This is a genomic window from Marinomonas sp. 5E14-1 (assembly GCF_039939215.1).
In the GTDB taxonomy this organism is placed as follows: Bacteria; Pseudomonadota; Gammaproteobacteria; order Pseudomonadales; family Marinomonadaceae; genus Marinomonas.
In genome coordinates, this window is the sequence record NZ_JBDXMW010000001.1 from 16,277 (window position 1) to 38,486 (window position 22,210).

23 protein-coding genes are annotated in these 22,210 nt (G+C 40.9%); 10 read left to right on the plus strand and 13 right to left on the minus strand.

What is annotated here, in order from left to right; all coding sequences use genetic code 11:
* Nucleotides 1-102 precede the first annotated feature (102 nt).
* Complete coding sequence (locus tag ABFY09_RS00075; protein WP_347982254.1) at nt 103-588, plus strand: YHS domain-containing (seleno)protein; 486 nt, start codon at nt 103-105, stop codon at nt 586-588.
* A gap of 144 nt (nt 589-732) precedes the next feature.
* On the opposite strand, the gene ABFY09_RS00080 is transcribed toward ABFY09_RS00075, so the two are convergent.
* The 8 genes from ABFY09_RS00080 to ABFY09_RS00115 form a co-directional block, all read right to left on the minus strand.
* Nucleotides 733-1,458 carry a type 1 glutamine amidotransferase gene (locus tag ABFY09_RS00080; protein WP_347982255.1) on the minus strand — a complete coding sequence of 242 codons (726 nt, stop codon included), beginning with the start codon at nt 1,456-1,458 and terminating at the stop codon, nt 733-735.
* Nucleotides 1,459-1,609: 151 nt separating this feature from the next.
* Complete coding sequence (locus tag ABFY09_RS00085; protein WP_347982256.1) at nt 1,610-2,467, minus strand: D-amino acid aminotransferase; 858 nt, start codon at nt 2,465-2,467, stop codon at nt 1,610-1,612.
* Between the two features lie 58 nt (nt 2,468-2,525).
* Nucleotides 2,526-3,365, minus strand: a complete 840-nt coding sequence (locus ABFY09_RS00090) for a DUF4392 domain-containing protein (protein WP_347982257.1) — start codon at nt 3,363-3,365, stop codon at nt 2,526-2,528.
* Between the two features lie 34 nt (nt 3,366-3,399).
* Complete coding sequence (locus ABFY09_RS00095) at nt 3,400-4,395, minus strand: biotin-dependent carboxyltransferase family protein (protein ID WP_347982258.1); 996 nt, start codon at nt 4,393-4,395, stop codon at nt 3,400-3,402.
* Nucleotides 4,392-5,090 (minus strand): 5-oxoprolinase subunit PxpB, encoded by a 699-nt coding sequence (pxpB, locus tag ABFY09_RS00100; protein ID WP_347982259.1) that lies wholly within the window; start codon nt 5,088-5,090, stop codon nt 4,392-4,394. Before pxpB ends, ABFY09_RS00095 begins: the two co-directional genes overlap by 4 nt.
* Before the next feature lie 72 nt (nt 5,091-5,162).
* Entirely contained in the window at nt 5,163-5,348 is a 186-nt protein-coding gene (locus tag ABFY09_RS00105) for a LamB/YcsF family protein (protein WP_347982260.1), read from the minus strand.
* 67 nt (nt 5,349-5,415) lie between these two features.
* Nucleotides 5,416-5,583, minus strand: coding sequence for a LamB/YcsF family protein (locus tag ABFY09_RS00110; RefSeq protein WP_347982261.1), 168 nt, complete (start codon nt 5,581-5,583; stop codon nt 5,416-5,418).
* Nucleotides 5,584-5,683: 100 nt separating this feature from the next.
* Nucleotides 5,684-6,490 carry a putative hydro-lyase gene (locus tag ABFY09_RS00115; protein ID WP_347982262.1) on the minus strand — a complete coding sequence of 269 codons (807 nt, stop codon included), beginning with the start codon at nt 6,488-6,490 and terminating at the stop codon, nt 5,684-5,686.
* Between the two features lie 550 nt (nt 6,491-7,040).
* On the opposite strand from ABFY09_RS00115, the gene ABFY09_RS00120 reads away from it, so the two are divergent.
* The gene (locus ABFY09_RS00120) at nt 7,041-7,916 is read left to right on the plus strand and encodes an MYG1 family protein (protein WP_347982263.1); all 876 of its coding nucleotides are present in this window, start codon (nt 7,041-7,043) and stop codon (nt 7,914-7,916) included.
* Nucleotides 7,917-8,038: 122 nt separating this feature from the next.
* On the opposite strand, the gene ABFY09_RS00125 is transcribed toward ABFY09_RS00120, so the two are convergent.
* A complete protein-coding gene (locus tag ABFY09_RS00125) occupies nt 8,039-8,959 on the minus strand; it encodes an SDR family oxidoreductase (protein ID WP_347982264.1) in 921 nt (306 codons plus the stop codon).
* Nucleotides 8,960-9,304: 345 nt separating this feature from the next.
* Between ABFY09_RS00125 and ABFY09_RS00130 the strand changes: the two genes are divergently transcribed.
* The 4 genes from ABFY09_RS00130 to ABFY09_RS00145 all read left to right on the plus strand — a co-directional run bounded on the left by ABFY09_RS00130 (nt 9,305) and on the right by ABFY09_RS00145 (nt 12,588).
* Nucleotides 9,305-9,676, plus strand: a complete 372-nt coding sequence (locus tag ABFY09_RS00130; RefSeq protein WP_347982265.1) for a MarR family winged helix-turn-helix transcriptional regulator — start codon at nt 9,305-9,307, stop codon at nt 9,674-9,676.
* Between the two features lie 246 nt (nt 9,677-9,922).
* Nucleotides 9,923-10,477: a ricin-type beta-trefoil lectin domain protein gene (locus tag ABFY09_RS00135; protein ID WP_347982266.1), complete on the plus strand. Its 555-nt coding sequence runs from the start codon at nt 9,923-9,925 to the stop codon at nt 10,475-10,477.
* Nucleotides 10,478-10,710: 233 nt separating this feature from the next.
* A complete protein-coding gene (locus ABFY09_RS00140) occupies nt 10,711-11,826 on the plus strand; it encodes an FAD-dependent oxidoreductase (protein ID WP_347982267.1) in 1,116 nt (371 codons plus the stop codon).
* Between the two features lie 285 nt (nt 11,827-12,111).
* Complete coding sequence (locus tag ABFY09_RS00145; protein WP_347982268.1) at nt 12,112-12,588, plus strand: nuclear transport factor 2 family protein; 477 nt, start codon at nt 12,112-12,114, stop codon at nt 12,586-12,588.
* A 65-nt stretch (nt 12,589-12,653) separates the two neighbouring features.
* On the opposite strand, the gene ABFY09_RS00150 is transcribed toward ABFY09_RS00145, so the two are convergent.
* Together ABFY09_RS00150 and ABFY09_RS00155 are read right to left on the minus strand one after the other, a co-directional pair.
* On the minus strand, nt 12,654-14,483 hold the full coding sequence (locus ABFY09_RS00150) for a methyl-accepting chemotaxis protein (RefSeq protein ID WP_347982269.1): 1,830 nt from the start codon (nt 14,481-14,483) through the stop codon (nt 12,654-12,656).
* Nucleotides 14,484-15,262: 779 nt separating this feature from the next.
* A complete protein-coding gene (locus ABFY09_RS00155) occupies nt 15,263-16,744 on the minus strand; it encodes a carboxypeptidase M32 (protein WP_347982270.1) in 1,482 nt (493 codons plus the stop codon).
* A gap of 241 nt (nt 16,745-16,985) precedes the next feature.
* On the opposite strand from ABFY09_RS00155, the gene trpB reads away from it, so the two are divergent.
* Both trpB and trpA read left to right on the plus strand, forming a co-directional pair.
* A complete protein-coding gene (gene trpB / locus ABFY09_RS00160; RefSeq protein WP_347982271.1) occupies nt 16,986-18,248 on the plus strand; it encodes a tryptophan synthase subunit beta in 1,263 nt (420 codons plus the stop codon).
* A 2-nt stretch (nt 18,249-18,250) separates the two neighbouring features.
* Entirely contained in the window at nt 18,251-19,039 is a 789-nt protein-coding gene (gene trpA, locus ABFY09_RS00165; protein ID WP_347982272.1) for a tryptophan synthase subunit alpha, read from the plus strand.
* Between the two features lie 200 nt (nt 19,040-19,239).
* On the opposite strand, the gene ABFY09_RS00170 is transcribed toward trpA, so the two are convergent.
* Nucleotides 19,240-19,365 (minus strand): hypothetical protein, encoded by a 126-nt coding sequence (locus ABFY09_RS00170; protein ID WP_347982273.1) that lies wholly within the window; start codon nt 19,363-19,365, stop codon nt 19,240-19,242.
* Nucleotides 19,366-19,574: 209 nt separating this feature from the next.
* On the opposite strand from ABFY09_RS00170, the gene zntR reads away from it, so the two are divergent.
* Nucleotides 19,575-19,982, plus strand: coding sequence for a Zn(2+)-responsive transcriptional regulator (gene zntR / locus ABFY09_RS00175; RefSeq protein ID WP_347982274.1), 408 nt, complete (start codon nt 19,575-19,577; stop codon nt 19,980-19,982).
* A gap of 14 nt (nt 19,983-19,996) precedes the next feature.
* Nucleotides 19,997-21,253 (plus strand): SO_0444 family Cu/Zn efflux transporter, encoded by a 1,257-nt coding sequence (locus tag ABFY09_RS00180; RefSeq protein WP_347982275.1) that lies wholly within the window; start codon nt 19,997-19,999, stop codon nt 21,251-21,253.
* A gap of 33 nt (nt 21,254-21,286) precedes the next feature.
* Here ABFY09_RS00180 and purU read toward each other — a convergent pair whose 3' ends face one another.
* On the minus strand, nt 21,287-22,150 hold the full coding sequence (purU, locus tag ABFY09_RS00185) for a formyltetrahydrofolate deformylase (RefSeq protein ID WP_347982276.1): 864 nt from the start codon (nt 22,148-22,150) through the stop codon (nt 21,287-21,289).
* Nucleotides 22,151-22,210 lie beyond the last annotated feature (60 nt).

Below are 22,210 nucleotides of genomic sequence, written 5' to 3' on the forward strand. Positions count from 1 at the left end.
GGTTGGACGATTGGTTTCAACTTTTGGACATTTGGATGCCTTATCCCTCAAGAGAAACCCTAAACTGGTTTCATTCTTTCAACATGACATAAGGTTCAAACAATGAAACTGACTAATCTAATCAAAACTCTATTAGCAAGCGCAACCATCTTAGTGAGCGCTTCCTCATTTTCTGCAGATATCGACATGAATGCAGACAAGCACAACGTGTCTATCAAAGGCTACGATACGGTCGCTTACTTCACGGAAGGCAAAGCGGTACGTGGTAATTCCCATTTCACAGCAACCTATAAAAATACCACATTCCATTTTTCATCAGCTGAAAATAGAGACCTATTTAATTCAGATAAAGACAAGTACGCGCCACAATACGGCGGCTTCTGCGCAATGGGTGTTGCGATGAATCAAAAGTTCGATGTGGACCCACAAGCATGGAAAATCGTAGACGATAAGTTGTATTTAAATTACAACAAAGATATTCAGAAAGCATGGTTAAAAGACGTACCAGGCAACTTGAAAACAGCTGAGCAAAACTGGCCTGAACTAAAAGGCCTAACACCTGAAGAAGCACAAGCAAAAAACGGTTAATTCTTCTTAATAAAATGCAAGAGCAATAAAATCCACAAAGCCAGTACTTAGCATGCTGGCTTTTTTGGCAGCGTGTCAAAACAGAATCGAAAATATAAGGTTCTTAGTGAGCTCATGAACACTATCTAGTACTTTTCAAAGAGATCAGAGCGATGTCCAAAAGTTTTTAATAAATTGTCTAAAATCCGCCGTATCATCTTCTTCTAATAAGCTTTCACGCCCAGCCCTGGCAACATCAAAGCCTACAGTTTCTTCAAGCATATGACATAAACCAAGAATATATTGAGGCGACATTTCTGGGTGGCCCTGTGTCGTTAAAATTTGATTCTTATATTGAGTCACAAAATACGGTGTGAAATCGCTTTTCGCGCAAACCTCAAAACCTTCTGGTAACACATCCACCTGATCTTGATGAAAGACTAATAAGTTTAACGCTTGGCCTTTATGCCAACCTATTTTATTGACCGGTGGATGGCACCATTCATTTTGATAATGCCCAATGCCCCAGCCTTTTTCTGATTTAGAGACAGAACCACCTAATGCACAAGCAATCGCTTGATGGCCAAAACATACTCCAAGGAGTTTTTTATTTGCTGCAACTATCTCACGAATACAAGAGAAAAGAGGCTCAATCCAAGGTAAATCTTCATACACACCTGCTTTACTACCAGACACAATAAACCCATCGAACTGTTCCACTTTAGGGAAGCTCTGCTCAATATCTCCATGCTCATTGGTGCTTAAATAAATCGGAAAAACCGTCAGTTCGTCGTTTTCATTAATTACCTCAAGAAACATATTTCGATAACCTCCAAACTCACTTAACAGCTCAGAGTTGGATTCATCACACAGTAGCAATGCTATTTTCATTCTTTTCCTTTAGTTATTGAGCTGTGAAGAATTGCGTTTTTTATCCCAAAAAAATTGGCTAACAAATGTTAGCCAATTTTATGCTCTACAGGTATTAGAAAATACTAAATTTAAAAAGCAAAAACTTTAAACAGCATTTTCTCCTATCAGATTAGTACTCAAATTTATGTGCCGTGTAGAGTTTGAAAGCCGCTTCCCACACTTTACCAACACTGCCGTTACCAACTGTTTTACCATCTATTGTTGTCACTGGTGCTAATTCTTTACTTGAGCTAGTTACCCAAACTTCATCAGCGTTAAATACTTCTTCCATCGTGATATCGCGTACTTCAAATGGAATTGAGCCATCCTTTTCTAAAATATCTAGAATTAACTTACGTGTGATACCAGGCAAGATCTGATTATCTAAAACAGGTGTGATAACAACGCCATCTTTCACGATAAACGCATTAGAAGAGCTGGCTTCCGTTAGAATATTGTCAGCATTATAAAGTAGAATCTCATCATTGCCGCCTTCATAACCTTCTTGGAAATGCATAACATTGCCTAACAAGGCCGTCGATTTTATTTGGCAACGCTTCCAACGCATATCTTGAGTTGTGCCAACAGAGAAACCTTTTGCTTTACTCGCGTCAGCTTCCACAGGTGCTTTGATCGCAGTTGTCATGGCGAAAATCGTTGGTTCAACGTTTTCTGGGTAAGCATGATAACGTTTTACATCAGCACCACGGCTCACTTGCAGGTACACACCAAGGTTGCCATTACCATTTTTAGCAAGCAATGTTTGGATAATCTCTTTCCATTCTTCTAACGTTCTTGTGCTTTTAATACCAATGGCCGCCAAGCCATCAAACATACGCTGCATGTGAGGCTCTAAACCTACCGTTTTACCATCGTAAGATGGAATCACTTCATAAATGCCATCACCAAAAAGAAAACCACGATCAAGTGGTGAAATTTTCGCGTCTTCAATTGGCATGAAAGTGCCATTCAAATAAACAATGCTCATTGTTGTCTCCGTATCAATAATCAAGGCACCTACTTATCGTTGTGTAAGTGCCATAAAGTTAAAAGCCCGACAAGCGGCGCAATTCTAAAATTAAAGCGTCTCCGACTTCGACGTCTTGACCATCTTCTGTTAGTTGGTTAAGGCGAGTAACGCCATCCACACTGCCTAAACTGGACAGATAACGCAGAATATCTAATGGGTTTATTTCAGCTAATAAATCCGTATTAGCTAATCGACCTATCATAGCGATCAAACCATAAGCGCCCCAGTTGGACACATCTGCCACCAATAATTCATCGCACTTTGTCGTGGCTGCAACGATATCTAACGATTTAAGTGCTTCTGTAACATTCCCCATGCCGATTTCATTGCCACCGTCGCCAATAGCGATCGTTGGACAAGTAGCCTGATTCATAAAACTGTCAAAACAGGCAGATCGAGCACTGATATTTTCGCCACGCATATTGTAATAGTGACCATCTTCCGCTTGACCTGGGCGCTCGATAGAAAACACAACCTTAGGTTGCAACTCATCAAGTACAGCTTGCGCTTCCTGATCTTGCTTATCGTGTTTACCAAGCTGAATATCAATCACTCGATACTCATTTTTGATGGCCTTTGACAAAGGTGCACCACAAACAATATAAGGCGTTGAGCCAACTTTCTCTAACGTTTTATAAAGTGCTATCGCACCCAGCGGGCCGTCTGTTTCAAACGTATCTGTGACAGGAAAACCAGTACCAATAAGTACCACGCCCTTTGCGTCAAACAGGGTTTGCGCGGCTCGTAAGCAGTAACCTTCTTCCAAAGCTGGTCGCACATTGGCCATACCGCGTAAATTGCGTGCTACCAAAGCTTCTTCCAAATGAATACTCATTGTCTCAAGTGAGTTCGACATTTCTATTTCCTATTATGGATAAATTGAGCCATTACTAATCAAGACTCGATAACTGTATTTGCGATTCCTTGTATTGCGCTAATAAATTAATAGCGTGTGCGTCTTCAATGCTTACCGCTTCAAAAAGCACTTTATTCCCTTGCGTCATTTGCGCCAATCGAGCCGTATCTCGTGCCATCACAGAACCCAGTTTTGGATAGCCACCAATAGTTTGTCGATCATTCAACAAGATAATAGGTTGGCCATCTGGCGGTAACTGAATGGCTCCATGACAAATTCCTTCCGATAACATATTACTGATCGTTGAGCGACATTCGGGGCCAGTTAAGCGATATCCCATACGATCCATACGCTCACTCACCGTGTATTCGCTGCTAAAGAAATGCGCTTTATCAACCCGACTAAAACTGTCAGCTTGATAACCCAGCACCACTCTTAACGGCATCATATTGTGCGTTTTTTCACTTGTGCTGTTCTGTGGATATAGAGGTCGGCTAGCCATTGGCATCATCAACATTGGCTGAGCTTCAAAAGGTGCTAACTCAAGGCTTGCCCCTTTACTTAATGCTTCACCATTTAGTCCGCCCATTTTTTCTCGAACTACCGTGGCACAGCTGCCAAATTGTGGCTCAACTTGTAAACCACCTTGTACAGCAATATAAATACGGCAACCAGCGCGAGCAAAGCCTAATTTTAATACATCACCAGCTGCCACAGTCAACGTTTGCCATTGCTCAACGGCCTGATTATTGAGCTTTACATCGACCTCGGCACCCGTTATCGCAATTTGAGTCGCTTGAGAAAACTCAGCAACAAAACCACCGATGCTCACCTCAATTGCGCTCGCGTTGTCGTCATTACTACACAACCTATTTGCCCAACGAAAGGCGAATGGGTCCATTGGGCCACCAACCGTTAAACCGATTCGATGTTGACCAAGACGGCCGCCGTCTTGCACTAAAGCTAATACACCAGGCTTGGTAACAATCAAACCCGATTTTGTTTCTGAAGAAAGGTTATCAGTACTCATAAAACACCTCCCATAGAAATAAACTCAGCTTTGGAAATGGCTTCAAACTTCACTTTATTACCTGTCGCTAATGGCATACTCGGCGTTTTCAATGGCTCAAACATAGGCACAGGACATAAACCAATTAAATTCCAGCCTCCCGGTGAAACAGATGGGTACACTGCTGTTTGTCTATCTGCAATAGCTACCGCACCTTTGGGAACAGCTTTGCGAGGTGTTGGTTTTCGAGGGGCTGCAATACGCTCATCCACTTGACCTAAAAAGGCAAAGCCTGGAGCAAACCCAATCGCATACACTTGATAAAGCCCTGCTTGGTGAATGGCAATGACTTCGTCTGTTGTTAATTGCGCATTTCTAGCAAGTTCTTCCAAATCTGGTGCCGCTTCTACACCGTAATAAATAGGCAAAGTAATAATCGGGGCATTGCCCTCTTCTGCAGTATTATTTGCCTGTTGTGCAGCTTCTATATGAGAGATAATTGTCTGCAAATATTGTTTCAGCGAGTAATAGTTGTAACGGTTGTGATCATAAATAATCAACAACGAAGCATAAGATGGAACGAGGTCAATAATACCATCGTCAACCAAAGCTTCTAATGCTTGTGTCATCGCGTAAATTTGCGCACTGGACGCATCGCTAACTTCGTCAGAAAAATACAAAATTAATGCATTTTCGCCGGCTACTTCTATCTTCATTTTTTATCCTGTCACCATTGCTTTGATTACTTCAATCGCATGAATACCAGCTTCGTTATCAGCATAAACACACTAAGTATTAACCTCTACTGCCAGCTTCATACCACTGACAGTAGTTACTGTGCCTTTTACTACTAATTGTTTCACTCGCTCCAGCATTTTCTCTTTCGTATGCACAACGCCTTCTTTGGAACGAGCCAGCAAACGGCCATCGTCGTCATAGCAGCAATCAGCAAAAGCTAGCGTAATACCTAACAACGAGTCCTACCCTCTGAGGCTGACATTTGATATTGGACAAGACTTTGAATTTCTTGCGCTGAGCATTTTATGCTACGACGACCAAATCTGGGCATGCAGGGTGAGTATCGACTTCCACACCATATTGGGCCGCTAATGCTAGAGTTGTTGTCATCCACAACGGATCTCCAGCATGAAAACCACAAGCAATATTCGCCTGATCAATATGAGGCATTGCTTCGATGTCTAAGCCCATTTTCTAAGAGTCAAAGCTGTTCCCGAGATGGCAATTTAGTTTCATTACGACACATCTCGAATTTGTTACAAAATCATTAGCTCTATTGAGTTATAGCAACTTAAAGTACAGCCAATTGGCTATTGCGCAAATCCGTCACTAGCATACAACCTGGACTATGAGTAATACACAAAGGCGGCTTAGCTTGCTCAAGTGCGACTTGAGGTGTAACACCACAAGCCCAAAACACAGGAACCTCACCTTCTTTAATCGTTACTGCATCACCAAAATCTGGCTGATTAATATCGTTAATACCAATGTCAGCAGGATCACCAAAATGCAAAGGTGCACCATGCACAGAAGGGAAACGCGTGCATATTTGAATGGCACGAATTGCGTCTTTCGGCTTCATTGGACGCATACTTACTACCGTTGTACCTGAAAATGGTCCAGCAGAACGACATTCAATATTAGTGCGATACATAGGCACATTCACATTTTCAGTGATATTTCGTATTTCCAATCCATCCGCTACCAAAGCCTCTTCAAAAGAGAAAGAGCAACCTAAAACAAAAGTTACTAAATCATCTTGCCAAACATCGCGAATGTCTGTGACTTCATCAACGACTTCACCATTACGGAAGACTTTATAACTTGGCACATCAGTACGAATATCAACGTCGTGGCCAACAGAAGGCAATAGAAAATCGCCTGGATTGTCAGACATTCCAACAATAGGGCATGGCTTAGGATTCATTTGGCAAAACTTTAAAAAATCGTCTGCCCAGCTTTTTGGCAAAATCACAATATTACCCTGCACAAAACCAGAAGATACACCAGATGTGTTGATTTTCCACTCGCCAGAACGAATCAGCGCTCTGACTTCTTCTGGTGCCATTGCTTGCACTGCTTTTTCATGAACAGACATAAATACCTCTTACAAATACGATTTTTCCGAATTAAACCATCAAAGCCCTAAATCTGCTACAAATAGAACACAGGATAGTTTTAAAAACCTAAAAATAACAATTTTACAAAATAATCATCTTAAAAAGACATACTATTAAGCTATAAAAACTAAAGAAAAAAAATTAAAATAGGATATTCAAAAAGCGATTTTCTGTCGCTCTGCACTTTCACTGCAATACTTCTGCCAAGCCTCTTAATCATCCCTGCTTTTCTCTTAATTCAGCATTGAACATCAAGCACTCTTGGACACCCAAAGACCACAAATAGCGCCACTAACATAAATCAAACGGGCGCTTCATAAGAACAGAAAACGAACAATAAAGGCATAACAGGAAAAAACGACATTCTTTAATTTATATAATGTGCCCTGATACTGGACAAAGCCCCCCTCTCTATCTTGAAAGTTATTGAAATGAACTGTGTTACCTACTGATAAAACCCCGTAAAATCCCTACTATTGGTACATGTGTGCTGTTAAGTAAAATGACAACAAGATAAGAGACTGTAGAATGACTGAGCAAGTTAAAGTAATCGCAACGCACAATGGAAATTTTCACGCAGACGACGTATTTGCTGTCGCGGCCCTTAAACACATTTTACCTTCCATAAAATTAATCCGCACACGTGACTTAAACGTCATCGCCAAAGCAGACATAGTGTTAGACGTAGGTGGAATATACGATCCAGAAACAGACCGTTTCGATCATCACCAAAAAGGTGGCGCAGGCACACGAGAAAACGGCATTCCCTTTTCGTCCTTTGGATTAATCTGGCAAAAATACGGAGTGAAAATTTGCTCAGGCAACAAAGAAATCGCCGACTCATTAGATAAAAACCTGGTATCCGTTATCGATGCGATCGACTGCGGGCACGTAGAAGGTGTTCAAACTGGTATCAGCCTTAGCCAAACTATTTCCATGTTTAACCCAACATGGCAGGAAGAAAACAGCTTTGATGAGTGTTTTAACGAAGCTGTTGACTACGCATCACGCCTATTAACAAGGTTTATTGCAGCGGCCAGCGGAGGCATAAACGCAAAAGAAATCGTCGCTAATGCCATAGAAAAAGCCGCAGACCCAAGAGTGATTGTGTTAGAGCAATACACGCCGTGGAAAACCACCGTGCTTAGATTGTCAAAAAATGCTTTATTCGTCGTTTACCCATCCGAAACAGGACAATGGCGTATTCAAACCGTACCGGTTGAACTAGGCTCATTTGAAGACCGTAAAAAACTACCTGCACCTTGGGCTGGATTGTCAGACAAAGAACTGCAAGATGTCACAGGATTAAGCGACGCCATGTTTTGTCACAACGGCTTATTTATCGCAGGCTGTGCCTCATTTGAAAACACCATAAAAATGGCAAAAATGGCGCTGGAGTATTAGAAGAATTTAAAATAAAAAAGACCGATTTGATCATCATGCGATTAGGAGCACTTGATAGTATAGGTCTTTTTCATTTATTAGAATTAGGAGCCATGCTTGTTCACATAGAAATAAACAAGCATTTACCCTAGACCAGTACACGCCGCAGATACTTGCCAGAACTTCTTTTGTAGATCGGCTTTTTTTGCACGTTTATGTGGATTAATCTGTTTTTTCTTATAAAAATATTTCCCTGACACACCTTCAACTTCAGGAGATGTACAAAGATAAATAGACGTGCTCGCACCCTGCTCTGGTTTTTTTAAGTTTTTAACTATTTTCCTCCTAATCATCCCAATAACCCCTTTCGAATCAGGCCATATATTGCTTGCTACTCCTCCAGGATGTAACGCATTCACGGTCACTTTATGATCCCTTAAACGCTCGGCCAACTCTTGAGTAAAATAAATGTTCGCTAACTTTGAATCTGCGTAAGTGATAAGCCCACGATAAGGTCGTCGCTCTTTAATCGTATTCCCAGAAAATTTAATCTTTCCCTTCATATGAGCTTTAGAAGAAACATTAACAACTCGTGCTCCAGGAGTCTTTATAAGTACATCTAACAAGAGGTTTGTTAACAAGAAAGGTCCCAAATGATTAACACACATTGTCAACTCGAAACCATCAACTGACTTCCGCTTATCAAGACAAACAACTCCCGCATTATTAAGCAAAACATCTAGGCGATTGTGCTTTTGATTAAACTGACTCACAAAGTGTCGAATAGACTCAAAGCTCGATAAATCTAAGGGGATAAAAGACAGTTGAGCATTTGGAACCGATGCTTTAATTTCTTCCATGACATCGAATACTGACTTTTCATTACCGTAGGCGATTTCCCTGCACGCCATGACAACATGCGCCCCCATTCTACACAACTCAATTGCTGAATATTTTCCAATCCCAGAATTTGAACCAGTAACAATGACAGTTTTATTCAACATCAGCATATTAAACTTCTTCCTCAAGAATCCATTTGAATCACCTATTGGGTAATTCAACACCTAATATTCCTCGAGTGATAACGAAGAAGTATTAACAAAAATAACCTAACAATTATCAATGATAATCCATTGATGTCCAACAATGCTTTCAAGATATTTTATTGCTCTAATTGTGCATAAGATTTTAATAACGCTAATCCCAAAAAAACAACGGCCCATACAAACTCTGCCTGTCGAGTTCAACCAGTTAAGCGGTCGTAAAAAGCCACCTCCTTCTAAAATTCACTTCACAATTATTTTTTACAAGTTAAAAAAACACATGTTAGTATGCTAACTATGAATATAGAGAATCACCCATACAAATTTCATCTTTTACTTCATTCCGCAGATTTGGTGGAAACGTACTTGCGTTCTCAATTACAGCCATTTGGCTTACTGCCAAAACAAGCGCGTGTTATTAAAGCCTTGAACAGAATGCACTCGGTATCGCAAATTGATCTTGCTAGAGAATTTGGAATAACAGCCGCTAGCATGAGCACAATGACCGCTCGTTTAATCGCATTAGGCTTTATAGAGTGTGAAAAAGACCCTATAAATACGAAAAGAAATTTACTAAGTCTAACAGCCAAAGGTACGGCAGTACTTGATGATATAAACCATGCTTGGCTAAGTGTTGATACTTATATTGAAGAAATAATTGGTCGTGACCCTCAGCAAGAACTAGCAAAGCTAACCCTATTACTCAGAGATTCCCTAGGCGGAAAATCACCTTGCTGATAATACTAAATGGCTATATGAATCTATAACTACTCAAGGGTTCATTTGAAAGTCATAGGTGATTATTTGCTATACCAATAAGGTGATCAAAAAGAATCTTAGTTTGCCGAAAAAGAGCAAACTTAGTGTGTTAATGAAATGACATTTAAATAAATTCTCTCTTTATTTAAATGTTCCTTAGTGAAATGTTTGTTGAGCTGATTTCATCTCAACAAACGTAAAATTTAATTTGAAATGGAGCATAAAATGAAACACGTATTTCCTTCCGTAACAGTCGCTTTAATGGCTTTCTTAGCAGTATTTGCAATTCAAGCCAACGCTAAAGCACCTGTTTTAAAAGCGGGTTCACCTATTATTTATTTAGCTGACAATCTGGATGAAGACCAACAACTAGGTTGGTGTATTGATACAGTTGGGGCAGGATTTAATGAGAAAATGCACGCACATAGCTGTAAAACAGAAACAGAAAATAAAACAGATCCAAGAGCAAATGACATCAAATTCGCTTACAACGATGTGACAGGTCAAATTGAATCAAAGATATTTGAAAACAAATGTATGGACTTTAGTGAGCCTACAAGTAAAAAAACACCATTCGGATTACTTGATTGCTCATCTAGTGAGACTCAAAAATTCTCATTTGACGAAATGAAAGGTCAAATTAGCTTATCATCTGATCCATTATTGTGTGTTGCTGTTGCACAAACAAGTAAAAAAGCGGGGCCATTCATGTCTCGTGATCTAATTACTGAGAAATGTGATGCTGTAGATAGCGTTTACCTAACTTGGAAAACGAAATAACACTAGGCTACATCATAATAAGAGGCATTATCTTAAGCATAAGAAATGCCTCTTATGCATTCAAATAAAATAGTTTCTCAACCTGCGATTAAATATCTAAATCTCATAACTTTCTAGTAACTCGCCTTACACACTATCTTTAATAACCTTTTTATTCAGACGCATGATTCAGACACAAACTAACAAATGCTTTATAATTTATCCTCATCACACACCTTAGAATGAACATAAATATGAATAACAAAAAAGTCGCCATTATTGGTGGTGGGCTAAGTGGCCTTTACGCTGCTTACTTACTAGAAAAACATGGCATCACTGATTATGTTTTATTGGAAGCTCGCACTCAGTTAGGCGGTCGAATTAATAGCGTGGCGGTCGATCCAAATTCAAATATTGATACGATTGATCTTGGCCCTACTTGGTTCTGGCCAGATTTCCAGAGACAACTAGACCACCTAATAACAGAACTCAATTTAACCCGTTTTACCCAATACGATATTGGTAATATGCTGATAGAACGTTCACAGCATGAAGCACCTATCGCCACAAAAGGTTTTATGGCCTATCCAGAATCGGTCCGTCTATCTGGTGGAATGATGGCTCTTATTAACAAGCTTAAATCACACTTAAAAAACCAGCATATTATGCTAGGTAAAGTTGTACGTAAGATTCAAAATCTAGACGGCGATATCACGATTCACTACCAAGAAAGCCAAGACAAAAATACAACAAAGACAGACTCAGTAACAGTGCAACACGTCTTATTAGCACTGCCTCCACGAGTGATTGAAAACACCATCGAATTTACACCATCACTCCCAACCGTATTAACAAACCAATGGCGTAATACTGCGACATGGATGGCAGCACACGCAAAGTATGTTGCTGTGTACGATAAACCGTTTTGGCGTGATGATGGGCTTTCTGGCAGCGCTCAAAGTAGACTTGGTCCAATGGTAGAAATCCACGATGCGTCTATGCCAAATGGCAGTGCAGCCTTATTTGGCTTTCTCGGTGTGCCAGCAACTGTTCGACAACAAGTTACTCACGATGAATTAAAAAGCCATTGCTTAAATCAATTAACGCGACTGTTTGGTGAGCAAGCAACTAATCCAAAGCTAACGGTATTAAAAGACTGGGCACAAGATCAATATACAGCGACACAACTTGATTTTAATAACATCAATGAACATGGCAGAGCACCTGAAACGACGGCCAATAGCGGCTCATGGGCAGGAAAAATAATCGGTGTGGGAAGTGAATGGTCAGCTCAATTCCCAGGCTATGTTGCTGGAGCAATTGAAGCGGCCAGTGAAGGTGTAAAAGCCTATATCAAACAATCAAGTTAGAAATACTTACACTATAAAGCTGCAATAAGGTATGAGATGCAAGTGCCCAACAATGCAGACCGAAAAGTTATTTTACATTTGCTGCTAACAAGCTAGCTCATTTCCCCTTTTCACCCGATTATTTGAATCCAAGAAACAATCAAAGTACAAACGCTCTTAAAATAAACGCAGAAGTAAAAACAAAAATGAGAACTTTATACATATACATGTGGTCTCTCTATTAGTGTTTCTTTCATAAGCGCACACTAAGTAAAGAAAAATTTGATTAATTATGAGGGTATTTTTATGAGTCAAGAAGCTCCGCGTCACCCACTCCCACCTTTCTCCAAGGAAAGCGCCACAGAAAAAGTACGTCTAGCAGAAGATGGATGGAATGGTCGAAACCCAGCAAAAGTGGCACTGGCTTACACCGCCGACAGTCAATGGCGAAATCGGGCTGAATTCCCCAAAGGCCGTGAAGAAATTGAAGCTTTCTTAACTCGAAAATGGACAAAAGAACTGGATTACAGACTCATTAAAGAACTCTGGGCCTATGACAATAATCGCATCGCTGTTCGCTACGCCTATGAATATCATGATGACAGCGGCAACTGGTTCCGTGCTTATGGTAATGAAAACTGGGAATTCGACGAGAACGGCTATATGGCAAACCGCCACGCCTCAATCAATGAACAACCTATCCGCGAAGAAGATAGAAAGTTTCATTGGCCTCTAGGACGTCGTCCTGATGATCACCCAAGCCTGAGCGACTTTGGTTTTTAATAAATTGTCAGCGATTCAATAATTGGAGAGAGGGCTCTCTCCAATTATTGATACTATTTTATGCTTTAAACAATAAAACGATTCAAAATATTGTTCTGTTCAACTGCTCTTGCACTTTGCTCACTCATCGCATCACGGTTACTCAGTGCATTCTGAGTTACTTCCTCCGAAATATCTCTGATTCTCTGAGTATTTGTATTAATTTCCTCAGAAACCAAACTTTGTTCTTCGGCTGCCGATGCTATTTGCATATTCATGTCTGTAATCTGCTGTATCGCATTTTTAATTTGAGTCAAAGATTGGTCGGCCTCTTGAGCTTTCGATACCGTATCTTTGGCAGCATCTTTACTGCTAGACATTGCTTGAGCAACAGAGTTTGCACCTGCCTGTAACTGCTCAATCATATTCTTGATTTCCGTTGTCGATACTTGAGTACGCTGTGCCAGCATTCTCACCTCATCAGCTACGACAGCAAAGCCTCGACCATGTTCACCCGCTCTTGCCGCTTCAATCGCCGCATTTAAAGCCAATAAATTTGTCTGATCAGCAATGTCGTTAATCACTTGTAGTACAGACTCAATGCTGTCCGTCGAATCTTTTAAAGCTTCAACTTGAGTAACGGCATCATCAATACTAATTGATAAATTATTAATAAACTCTTTTGTATGGTTTACGACAAGAGAACCTTGTTGAGAAGACTCATCCGCTTCCTTAGCCGTTTTCGCCGCACTCTGAGCATTCTTTGCCATATCAACCGATGTCATTGACATTTCATGCATTGCGGTCGCTAACTGTTCAAGTTCTTCTACCTGACTCGATAACGCTTGAGTTGATTGCTCTGTACTTTGTGTCGTTTCAGCGGCGCTGTTAAGAATATCTTCACCAATCTCTCTAAGAGATTTAACCTCACCTTGTAGGTTCCCAGTAAAAGTATTAAAGCCTTTTGCTAATCCAGCAAACTCAGGGTCTGTTTGAGTATTAAGACGCTTAGTTAAGTCGCCTTTACCTGATGCAATATCTTGAATAGCCGTATTAATTAAACCAATTGGTTTCATCAATTTCGTAATTAATACAAGGAATATAGCAATACTTGCTACAAGCGCTACAATTGAATAAATAATGGCATTGTTTTTGGTTTCTGTTATCGCTCCAAACGCAATAGTATGATCCAAAACGGAACTCACATACCAATCTTGATTTGCAATCTTAAAGAAATTAAATCCAAACTCTATCCCATCAATATATTTAATCTGTAATTTCTCTTCGACTTTAATATCCGAATGATAGCTATTGAAATTATGACCATTTTTTTCTGTATCAGGGTGAGCAATGATAATGCCATCTTTTGAAACAAGCTGAATATAACCTGCACCAAACATTTTCACTTTGTTAGTAACAGCAGCAAGCATTTCAAGATCTATATTAAAAAATATTGCCCCTAAAAATTCTCCATTTTTTCTTAGCGGTGCTGCAATCGAAATAATAGTTTTGTTTGATTTAGAATCCAGATATGGCGTTGTAACAAACACGCCCTGATTTTGTTTTGCTTCTTGATACCAAGGAAGGCTTCTAACATCTTCATTAGCAGAAGAAGATTGATTACTAATAAGTTTCCCATCAGCTTCGAGACCGCCACCAGCTAATAAAAATGAATTCTTGACTACTATAGAGTTAACGGCATTTGAAATATTCTCACTGGTAATATCTGACTCTATTTGATCATTAATATATTCAGCAAGTTGCACTTTCCCTCGCATCTCACCTTCAATACTACTAGTCACATTACCTATGATGTCATTAAGACTTTGGTCAATCGTTGAAAAAATATTGGATTTGACCGTTAAGAATTGCTTAATAGAAAGCAAACTGACGGTTAATAGAATTAATACAGCCACTGCTGCCGCTAACTTATATGTGAATTTCATTTCTATTATTCTCCCGAATATAATAAAAAATTATAAGGTTATACTAATCCATCAGTAGAGTACGACCTTATCAAAAATATACAAGAAATTACAGTTTTATATATAGTAAAATTACCCTAGATCAAATCTTCATAATTTACACGTGAATTCAACCCCGAAGTGCACCACTCCCTAAATTGCGCTGCACTTCGTAGTTCATCGAATACGACCGCAGGTTATCTATAGCTAAGATACTTCTTTGGTCTCAGATTTAGCGATCTTTGTACCTTTGCAATATCTTCATCAGTCACTGTCCTAAGATCGGCTCCCTTAGGGATATATTGCATCAGCAAACCGTTAAAATGTTCATTTAAGCCACGCGCTCAAGAAGCGTAGGGATTCGCAAAATACACATCAGCCTTCAGTTTTTGGGTAATGTTTCCATGGGTACAAAACTTTGTTCCATTATCTGCGGTAATCGTATGCACGTAACGGCGGTAGGGCCAACAACTCGACAGACGTCTTCAGTACTTTTCCTGGACACTTTACGGATTAAGTACATCTTACTCTTCTACTCAACTAAGCTAACAATAGCTCATGGTAATACTCTAATTGTTTAGCGACGTTAGAATACCACTTAACAACAAAGATCTTGGAAATTATCAAATGGTACTTCTGAGAAAGCTCGAACCTTCGACTTTCGTATCTGAAGAGTAATATTTTTGGTCAGAACGCAAGCCAAGCGATGAAACCCTCAGAGCCCTATTAAGCTACAAATAACGTGTTTCTAAATGCTTTCTAAAATGTGCAGCATTGAGTGTTTCACCTGTCGCACGTTTTATCAGTTCATCTGTGGTATGAAGTGAGGCTTGTGACCAAATGTTTTCGCTGAGCCATTGAAAGATTGGGCTTAGGTCGCCGCTTTGGATGGCTGCTTCTATGTCCACTGTATTTTTCATGGTGGCTTTGTATTGGGCGGCGTACATGGCACCAAGTGTGTAAGATGGGAAGTAGCCAAAGGCGCCATCTGTCCAATGGATATCTTGCATGCAGCCGTTTTTGTAGTTGTCTTTGGTTGTAATACCAAGAGACGCTTTCATTTTCTCATCCCAGATTTCTGGCACGTCTGTGTGTTCGATAACGCCGTTGATTAGATCACGCTCTATTTCATAACGCAGGATCACGTGAGCCGGATACGTCAGCTCATCGGCATCAACTCGAATAAAGCTTTTATCCACTCGTGTGTAGAGTTTGTAGAGGTTGTCTTCGTCAAACACTGGGTCTTTGTGAGCGTTAAAAGCATCACCTGACAAACGAGATAAATGAGTGATGAATTCTTTGCTGCGGCCAACTTGCATCTCAAAGAATAAGGATTGAGATTCATGGACTCCCATGGAGCGAGCTTCGCCGACAGGCAATCCAGAAAACGCTTTGGGTAAACCTTGCTCGTAACGAGCGTGGCCAGTTTCGTGAACGATGCCCATCAAAGCTTGTACAAAATCGCTTTTATCATAACGAGTTGTGATACGTACATCGGATGGCACACCACCACAAAATGGATGCACACTTTGATCAAGGCGGCCGTGGTTGAAATCAAATTTTAATAATTTCATGATTTCTAAACCCAATGACTTTTGCGCCGCTGTTGGATAAGTACCAGATGGCATTATGATGGATTCTGCTCTTTGTTTTTCCAATGCTTTTTCGATGAGCTCTGGTAACCATGTTTTTACATCTGAAAATAAAACATCAAGCGACGCCGTCGTCGTGCCCGGTTCAAATTTATCGAGCATAGCATCGTAAGAAGTCAGGCCAAGCGCTTCGCCTCGAATAGCCGCTTCTTCACGAGACAAGGCAACCACTTCTTGCCAGTTTTTCGCAAAGCCTGTCCAGTCATTTTCTTGACGTTGTGAGCGCCATGCGTGCTCACATTTTGAGCCTGCTTTAGATTGCGCTTGAACTAAGTCTTCAGGCAAAAGCGTGGCTTGTAACCATTGGCGTTTCATTTCTCGCAAGCTGGCGGTTTGTTCAGTGGTTAGGGTTTCATTTTCCGCTTTATCGAACCATTCACCGAGTTGTGGTTGAGTTGATAAACGGTGTACATGAACAGAGAGCTCCGCCATGGCGTTTGAGCGAGCTTCATTGCCGCCTTTTGGCATGTTCGCAGCAGCGTCCCAACCCAGCATAGCTTGAGCATGATTAAAGTGGTTGATAGTTTGGTAATGGGAAGTAAGTTGTTCGTAATGTGACATAAAATTCGGCTCTACTTGTTCGAGGTTGTTATTTAAAACAATTATCAAGATTTTATTACATCCCTCTTTAATGGAACAGACCAAGCAAGATAAAGGTGGGCTTATAATTACTAAATGCAATGGTAAAGAAATTTAACCCCCTCCTATTGACGCGAGCTTTCATCTCAATTAACTTTACCACACCGTTTAGTTAATAATTTAAACAAAAATGGCACTTCGTCCATTCCAGTAGGAGTCTTTCATGAAAAGCAATAATGGTTATTACGGAGAATTTGGCGGCAGCTACATTCCCGAAATACTCTACCCTAGCCAACAACAAATTCTTCATGCTTTTGAAGAAGCGAGAAATGACCCAGAATTTATTGCAGAACTGAAAGACACTTGGCAGAACTATTCTGGCCGCCCTACGCCGTTAACCTTTTGCAAGAACTTAACGGAGCATTTTGGTGGCGCTCAGATTTACCTAAAACGCGAAGATTTAAACCAGTCTGGCGCGCACAAAATGAACAACGTGATTGGCCAAGCTTTATTGGTTAAACGCATGGGAAAAAAGCGCGTTATTGCAGAAACAGGCGCAGGCCAACACGGTGTTGCAACGGCTTTGATCGCCGCGCGTCTTGGCTTGGAATGTACCATTTACATGGGCGCGAAAGATGTAAAACGCCAATATCCAAACGTTTTCTGGATGAAGCAACTTGGCGCAACCGTTATTTCTGTGGCCGAAGGCTCACAAACACTGCGTGACGCCCTCGACGAAGCCTTACGCGACTGGTCTTCTAGCCATGAGGAAAGCCATTATTTGATCGGTACAACCTGTGGTTGTGCGCCTTTCCCTGAAATGGTGGCCTTCTTTCAATCCGTCATTGGAGAAGAAGTAAAAGAGCAAAGCCAAGCGCAATTTGGACAATACCCAGATCGTTTGTACGCTTGCGTAGGTGGCGGCTCTAATGCTGCAGGAATTTTCCTACCCTTTTTAGATGAAGAAAAAGTGGAAATGGTCGGCGTAGAAGCCGGTGGGAAAGGTTTAGAACTAGGCCAACATTCCATTCGTTTGTCCCACGGTTTAGGCACGAAAGGGATCGCACAGGGTTTTGCGACTATGTTTTTACAAGATGCAAATGGTCAGTTGCAAGACACACATTCCATCGCAGCAGGTTTGGATTATGTGGGTGTTTCGCCAATTATTGCGCACCTTGCACAAGAAGGCCGTATTCAAATGAAGTACGCCATGGACGATGAAGTCGTTGATGCTTGCTCATTATTGTTACGTAAAGAAGGCATTATTCCTGCGCTTGAATCCTCTCATGCATTGGCTGGTGCTTTTAAAGACGCACCAAACTTACCGAAAGAGAGCCGCATTGTTATTAACCTTTCTGGTCGTGGTGACAAAGACATTTTCAATGTGGCAAAAGCCATGAACGATGAAACCTTCCCTGAATTCTTGGAAGATTATTTGGCTGACTACAAAGAACACCTAAACCACTCAGATAAAGGAGAAGCCTAAGCATGAGTCAATTAGCAAACTACATCAGCAAAAAGCGCCAGCAAAAGCCAATCCTATCCATGACACATGTGGTGTATGGTTATCCATCTATTCAAGAAAGCCTTGATTGGATGGCGACCTTATTAGCAGCGGGGGCAGACTTCATCGAAGTTCAGTTTCCATTCTCGGACCCAGTTGCCGATGGCCCAACCATAGTGGCGGCTTGTCACGGTGCACTGCATGAGCAAAATCCAAGCGTCGAGCAATGCCTCACAGACATTGGCAAACTCAGCTGTGATTTTCCAGAAAGTCGCATTGTACTGATGAGCTATCTCAACCCTATGTACCATTTTGGTTTGGAAAAATTAGTCACTCGTTGCGCTGAAGAGAACATTCTAGGTTTGATTTTACCCGATCTGCCTTATGAGCAAGCAGCCGATTTACGTGCTTACTGCGCCAAAAAAGGCATTGATCCAGTTTGGCTTGTCACGCCAGTTACGCCAAAAGATCGACTCGCATTTTTGGCCAGCGAAGCCAGTGGGTTCCTGTATTGTGTAGCGCGTTCTGGCGTGACTGGGAATTCCAACCACAATGGAGAGAAGCAGCAATCATTAGATGAATATCTAGCAGAAATTGCTCAACATGCTAACGCTCCAATGGGCGTCGGTTTTGGTATTCGTGAGCGATCTCATGTTGAAGCCCTTATCGAAAAAGCCGATGTGGCAATCATTGGGTCGGCTTTATTGGATGCCTATAACCAAGGCGGAAAAGAAGCAGGGTTGGAATTATTCAATCGCTTATTCAATGAATAATAAGTCTGTTTAATACCATACTGGAAAAAAGCAGATAAAGACTTTATCTGCTTTTTTTTACGCTAAATAATTGTCTAAGCGTTTCTGCAACGTCCTCCGGCACGAATAACACTTCAACTGCTCATCGAACAAAATGATGCCAAACACAATATAAAGTGGCGCCAAGGTAAATCATCAAGGCGCATAAAGGCAGCAATAGGTTATTCACCTAACAAGGTAATAAGAAGTAGATCAATAATGGTGACAGACTGCATTAAAAGCGCATTGCAAGTCATCGGCCACGCCAAAGGGGCATTCTGAACAAGAGTTTTTCTAGAAAATTTCATAGGTCTACGCGTTATTATTTTTTAGAAAGATACAAAAAATGTTACAAAGCGTAATATAGCCCGAAAGCTTAAAAGCCTAACTTTATTCTTATATATCATGATGATTTCGATTTTTATGCATTAGATGCTTGACCTTGGATATTACTTCAAGGTTTATACTTAACCACATTGATACAAGACAGTTAGAAACTCAAATCACGGGAGTGACTATGTACAAAGTAGGCGAACTCGCAACTCTGTTTAACATCAGCGCAGATACCCTTAGGTTTTATGAGAAGAATGGCATTTTAAAAGCCTCAGACCGCTCAAGCAGCGGCTATCGACTCTACACAGAAGTTGATAAAGACAGACTGGATTTTATTCTAAACGCCAAGGCAGCGGGCTTTACCTTGGCCGAGATTTCCGAACTGCTTGTTATAGAAGTCAACAAAGACCAAAGAACATGTCGTGATACCAAGGTGCTGATTGACCATAAACTCAGTCATGTACAAGAAAAAATACAAGAACTTCAACGCATTGAGAAAGCCTTAAAATCATTGTCTGACTCCTGCATAGGCGATTCTACCAGTGCACTTTATTGCACGATTTTAGAATCTTTAGAAAGTAAGAAAATTTAAGAAAAGGTATTCATATGCTACTCAAAAACTTCATTGAGTTGTTCCTAGACTCCGCTCCTTGGTTGTTAATCGGGTTGGTTTTCGCAGGCGTATTGAAAAGCTTTATCCCGCTGGCATGGATGAACAAGCAACTGGGCAACAACAAAACTTCGTCTGTCTTTAAAGCCGCTTTATTCGGTGCGCCTTTACCATTATGTTCTTGTGGCGTAATTCCTGCCGCTATTGGTCTACGACGGGCTGGTGCATCAAAGTCGGCGACCACTTCATTTTTAGTTTCTACGCCTGAAACAGGAATTGATTCCATCTCTCTTTCTTACGCTATGCTAGGGCCTTTTATGGCGATTATTCGTCCTATTGCCGCTGTCAGCAGTGCGATTTTTGCAGGTTTATTAGTCAGAAAAGAAGACATGCTGGATTCTCCAGTGACTGAGCTGAAGGCGCAATCTAGCTGTTGCTCTACAAAACCCACTACAGAGGAAAAAAAGTCAGAGAAGAAAGAGGAAACAAGTTCCATCTGTTGTTCTTCTCAAGCAAAAGAAACCGTCGAAATGGCTAAAACAAGCTGTTGCGCAACAAAGCAACCTTCTGAAGAAAAAGCACAAGAAAAAACAAATTCAAGCTGTTGCTCTTCAACACAAACAAAAGAGTCAACGACTGAAAAGACACTTAAAAAAGCAAGCATAGCAGAAGCAACACCAAGCTTTATGGAGAAAATTAAATCTGGATTAAGCTTCGCCACCAGTAATCTAGTTAGAGACATCAGCATTTGGTTGATCATTGGTTTGTTCTTCGCCGCTTTAATAGAAACCTATGTGCCTTCTTCCTTCTTGGCTCAATGGGGCAACGGTATTATCGCAATGCTCGTTATGGTGGTGATTTCTATTCCAATGTACATTTGCGCCAGCGCTTCTACACCAATTGCCGCAGCCTTGCTATTAAGCGGTGTTTCACCCGGTGCAGTATTGGTCTTTATGTTGGCAGGACCTGCAACCAACATTGCAACATTGGGTGTGGTCTATAAGGAATTAGGAAAACGTAGCCTAATAGGTTACTTATCCGGTGTCTTGATTGGTGCTCTGTTTTTCGGCTGGTTAACCGATTTACTGGTCAATAAATTCGACATTAATGTTACCCCGCTAATAGGTCATGACCACCAGCTTTTGCCTGAGTTCATAACCATAAGCACTGGGATTTTACTTGCTATATTGATGATAAAAGAAGGCGCGAAATCCATCGTCAAATGGAAACGCGCACAAGTATTAGATAACTAATGAATTCGATCAAAAGTGATCTTTGAGGCAGTATTAACCTTCAAAGATCACAGTCCGTTTACCATTTAAAAACACACGCTTTTCGATATGACATTTCACTGCATTAAACAAAGTCACCCTTTCCACATCTTGGCCTTTTGCCACTAAATCCTCTGGATAATAAGCGTGATTCACCGTCTGGATACCTTGGGAAATAATTGGCCCTTCATCTAAATCATTATTCACGTAATGCGCGGTTGCCCCCACCATTTTCACCCCTTTTTCCCAAGCTTGATGATAAGGACGCGCGCCTTTAAAACCTGGCAACAAAGAGTGATGAATATTAATGGCTCGACCATCTAAATATTCACACATACTAGGAGACAGCACCTGCATATAGCGAGCGAGTACAACCAGCTCCGTGTCGTATTCCTCAATCAGCTCTCGAACTTTCGCTTCTTGTTCAAGCTTGGTTTCTGCTGAAATAGGCAGGTGATAATAAGGAATCCCATGCCATTTGGCTAAAGGCTCTAAATCTGGGTGATTCGAAATAATCACAGTCACTTCAATGTTGAGCTGGCCTGTGCGGAATCGATACAACAAATCATTTAAGCAATGATCATATTTGGACACCATAATCGCGACTTTAGGCTTGTGATCCGGTGCGGTTAGCTGCCAATCCATATCGAATTCTGTAGCACGCTTTTCAAATTGTCGTGCAAATATGGCTTCTTCAAAACCATCATGAGGCAAAAATTCGATACGAATAAAAAACCGCCCCGACGCTCTGTCATCAAATGAGTGGATTGCATCCACATAATGACCAGAACCAGCTAAGTAGCGTGTCACCACATCCACTGTACCGATAATACTTGGGCAGCTCGCGGTAAAAATCCAAGGCGAAGTATTCGATTTCATATATAAGATCTCATAAAGGTAACATTAGTGTGTAAGAGATCGGCCAGTCATTCGTCCTGA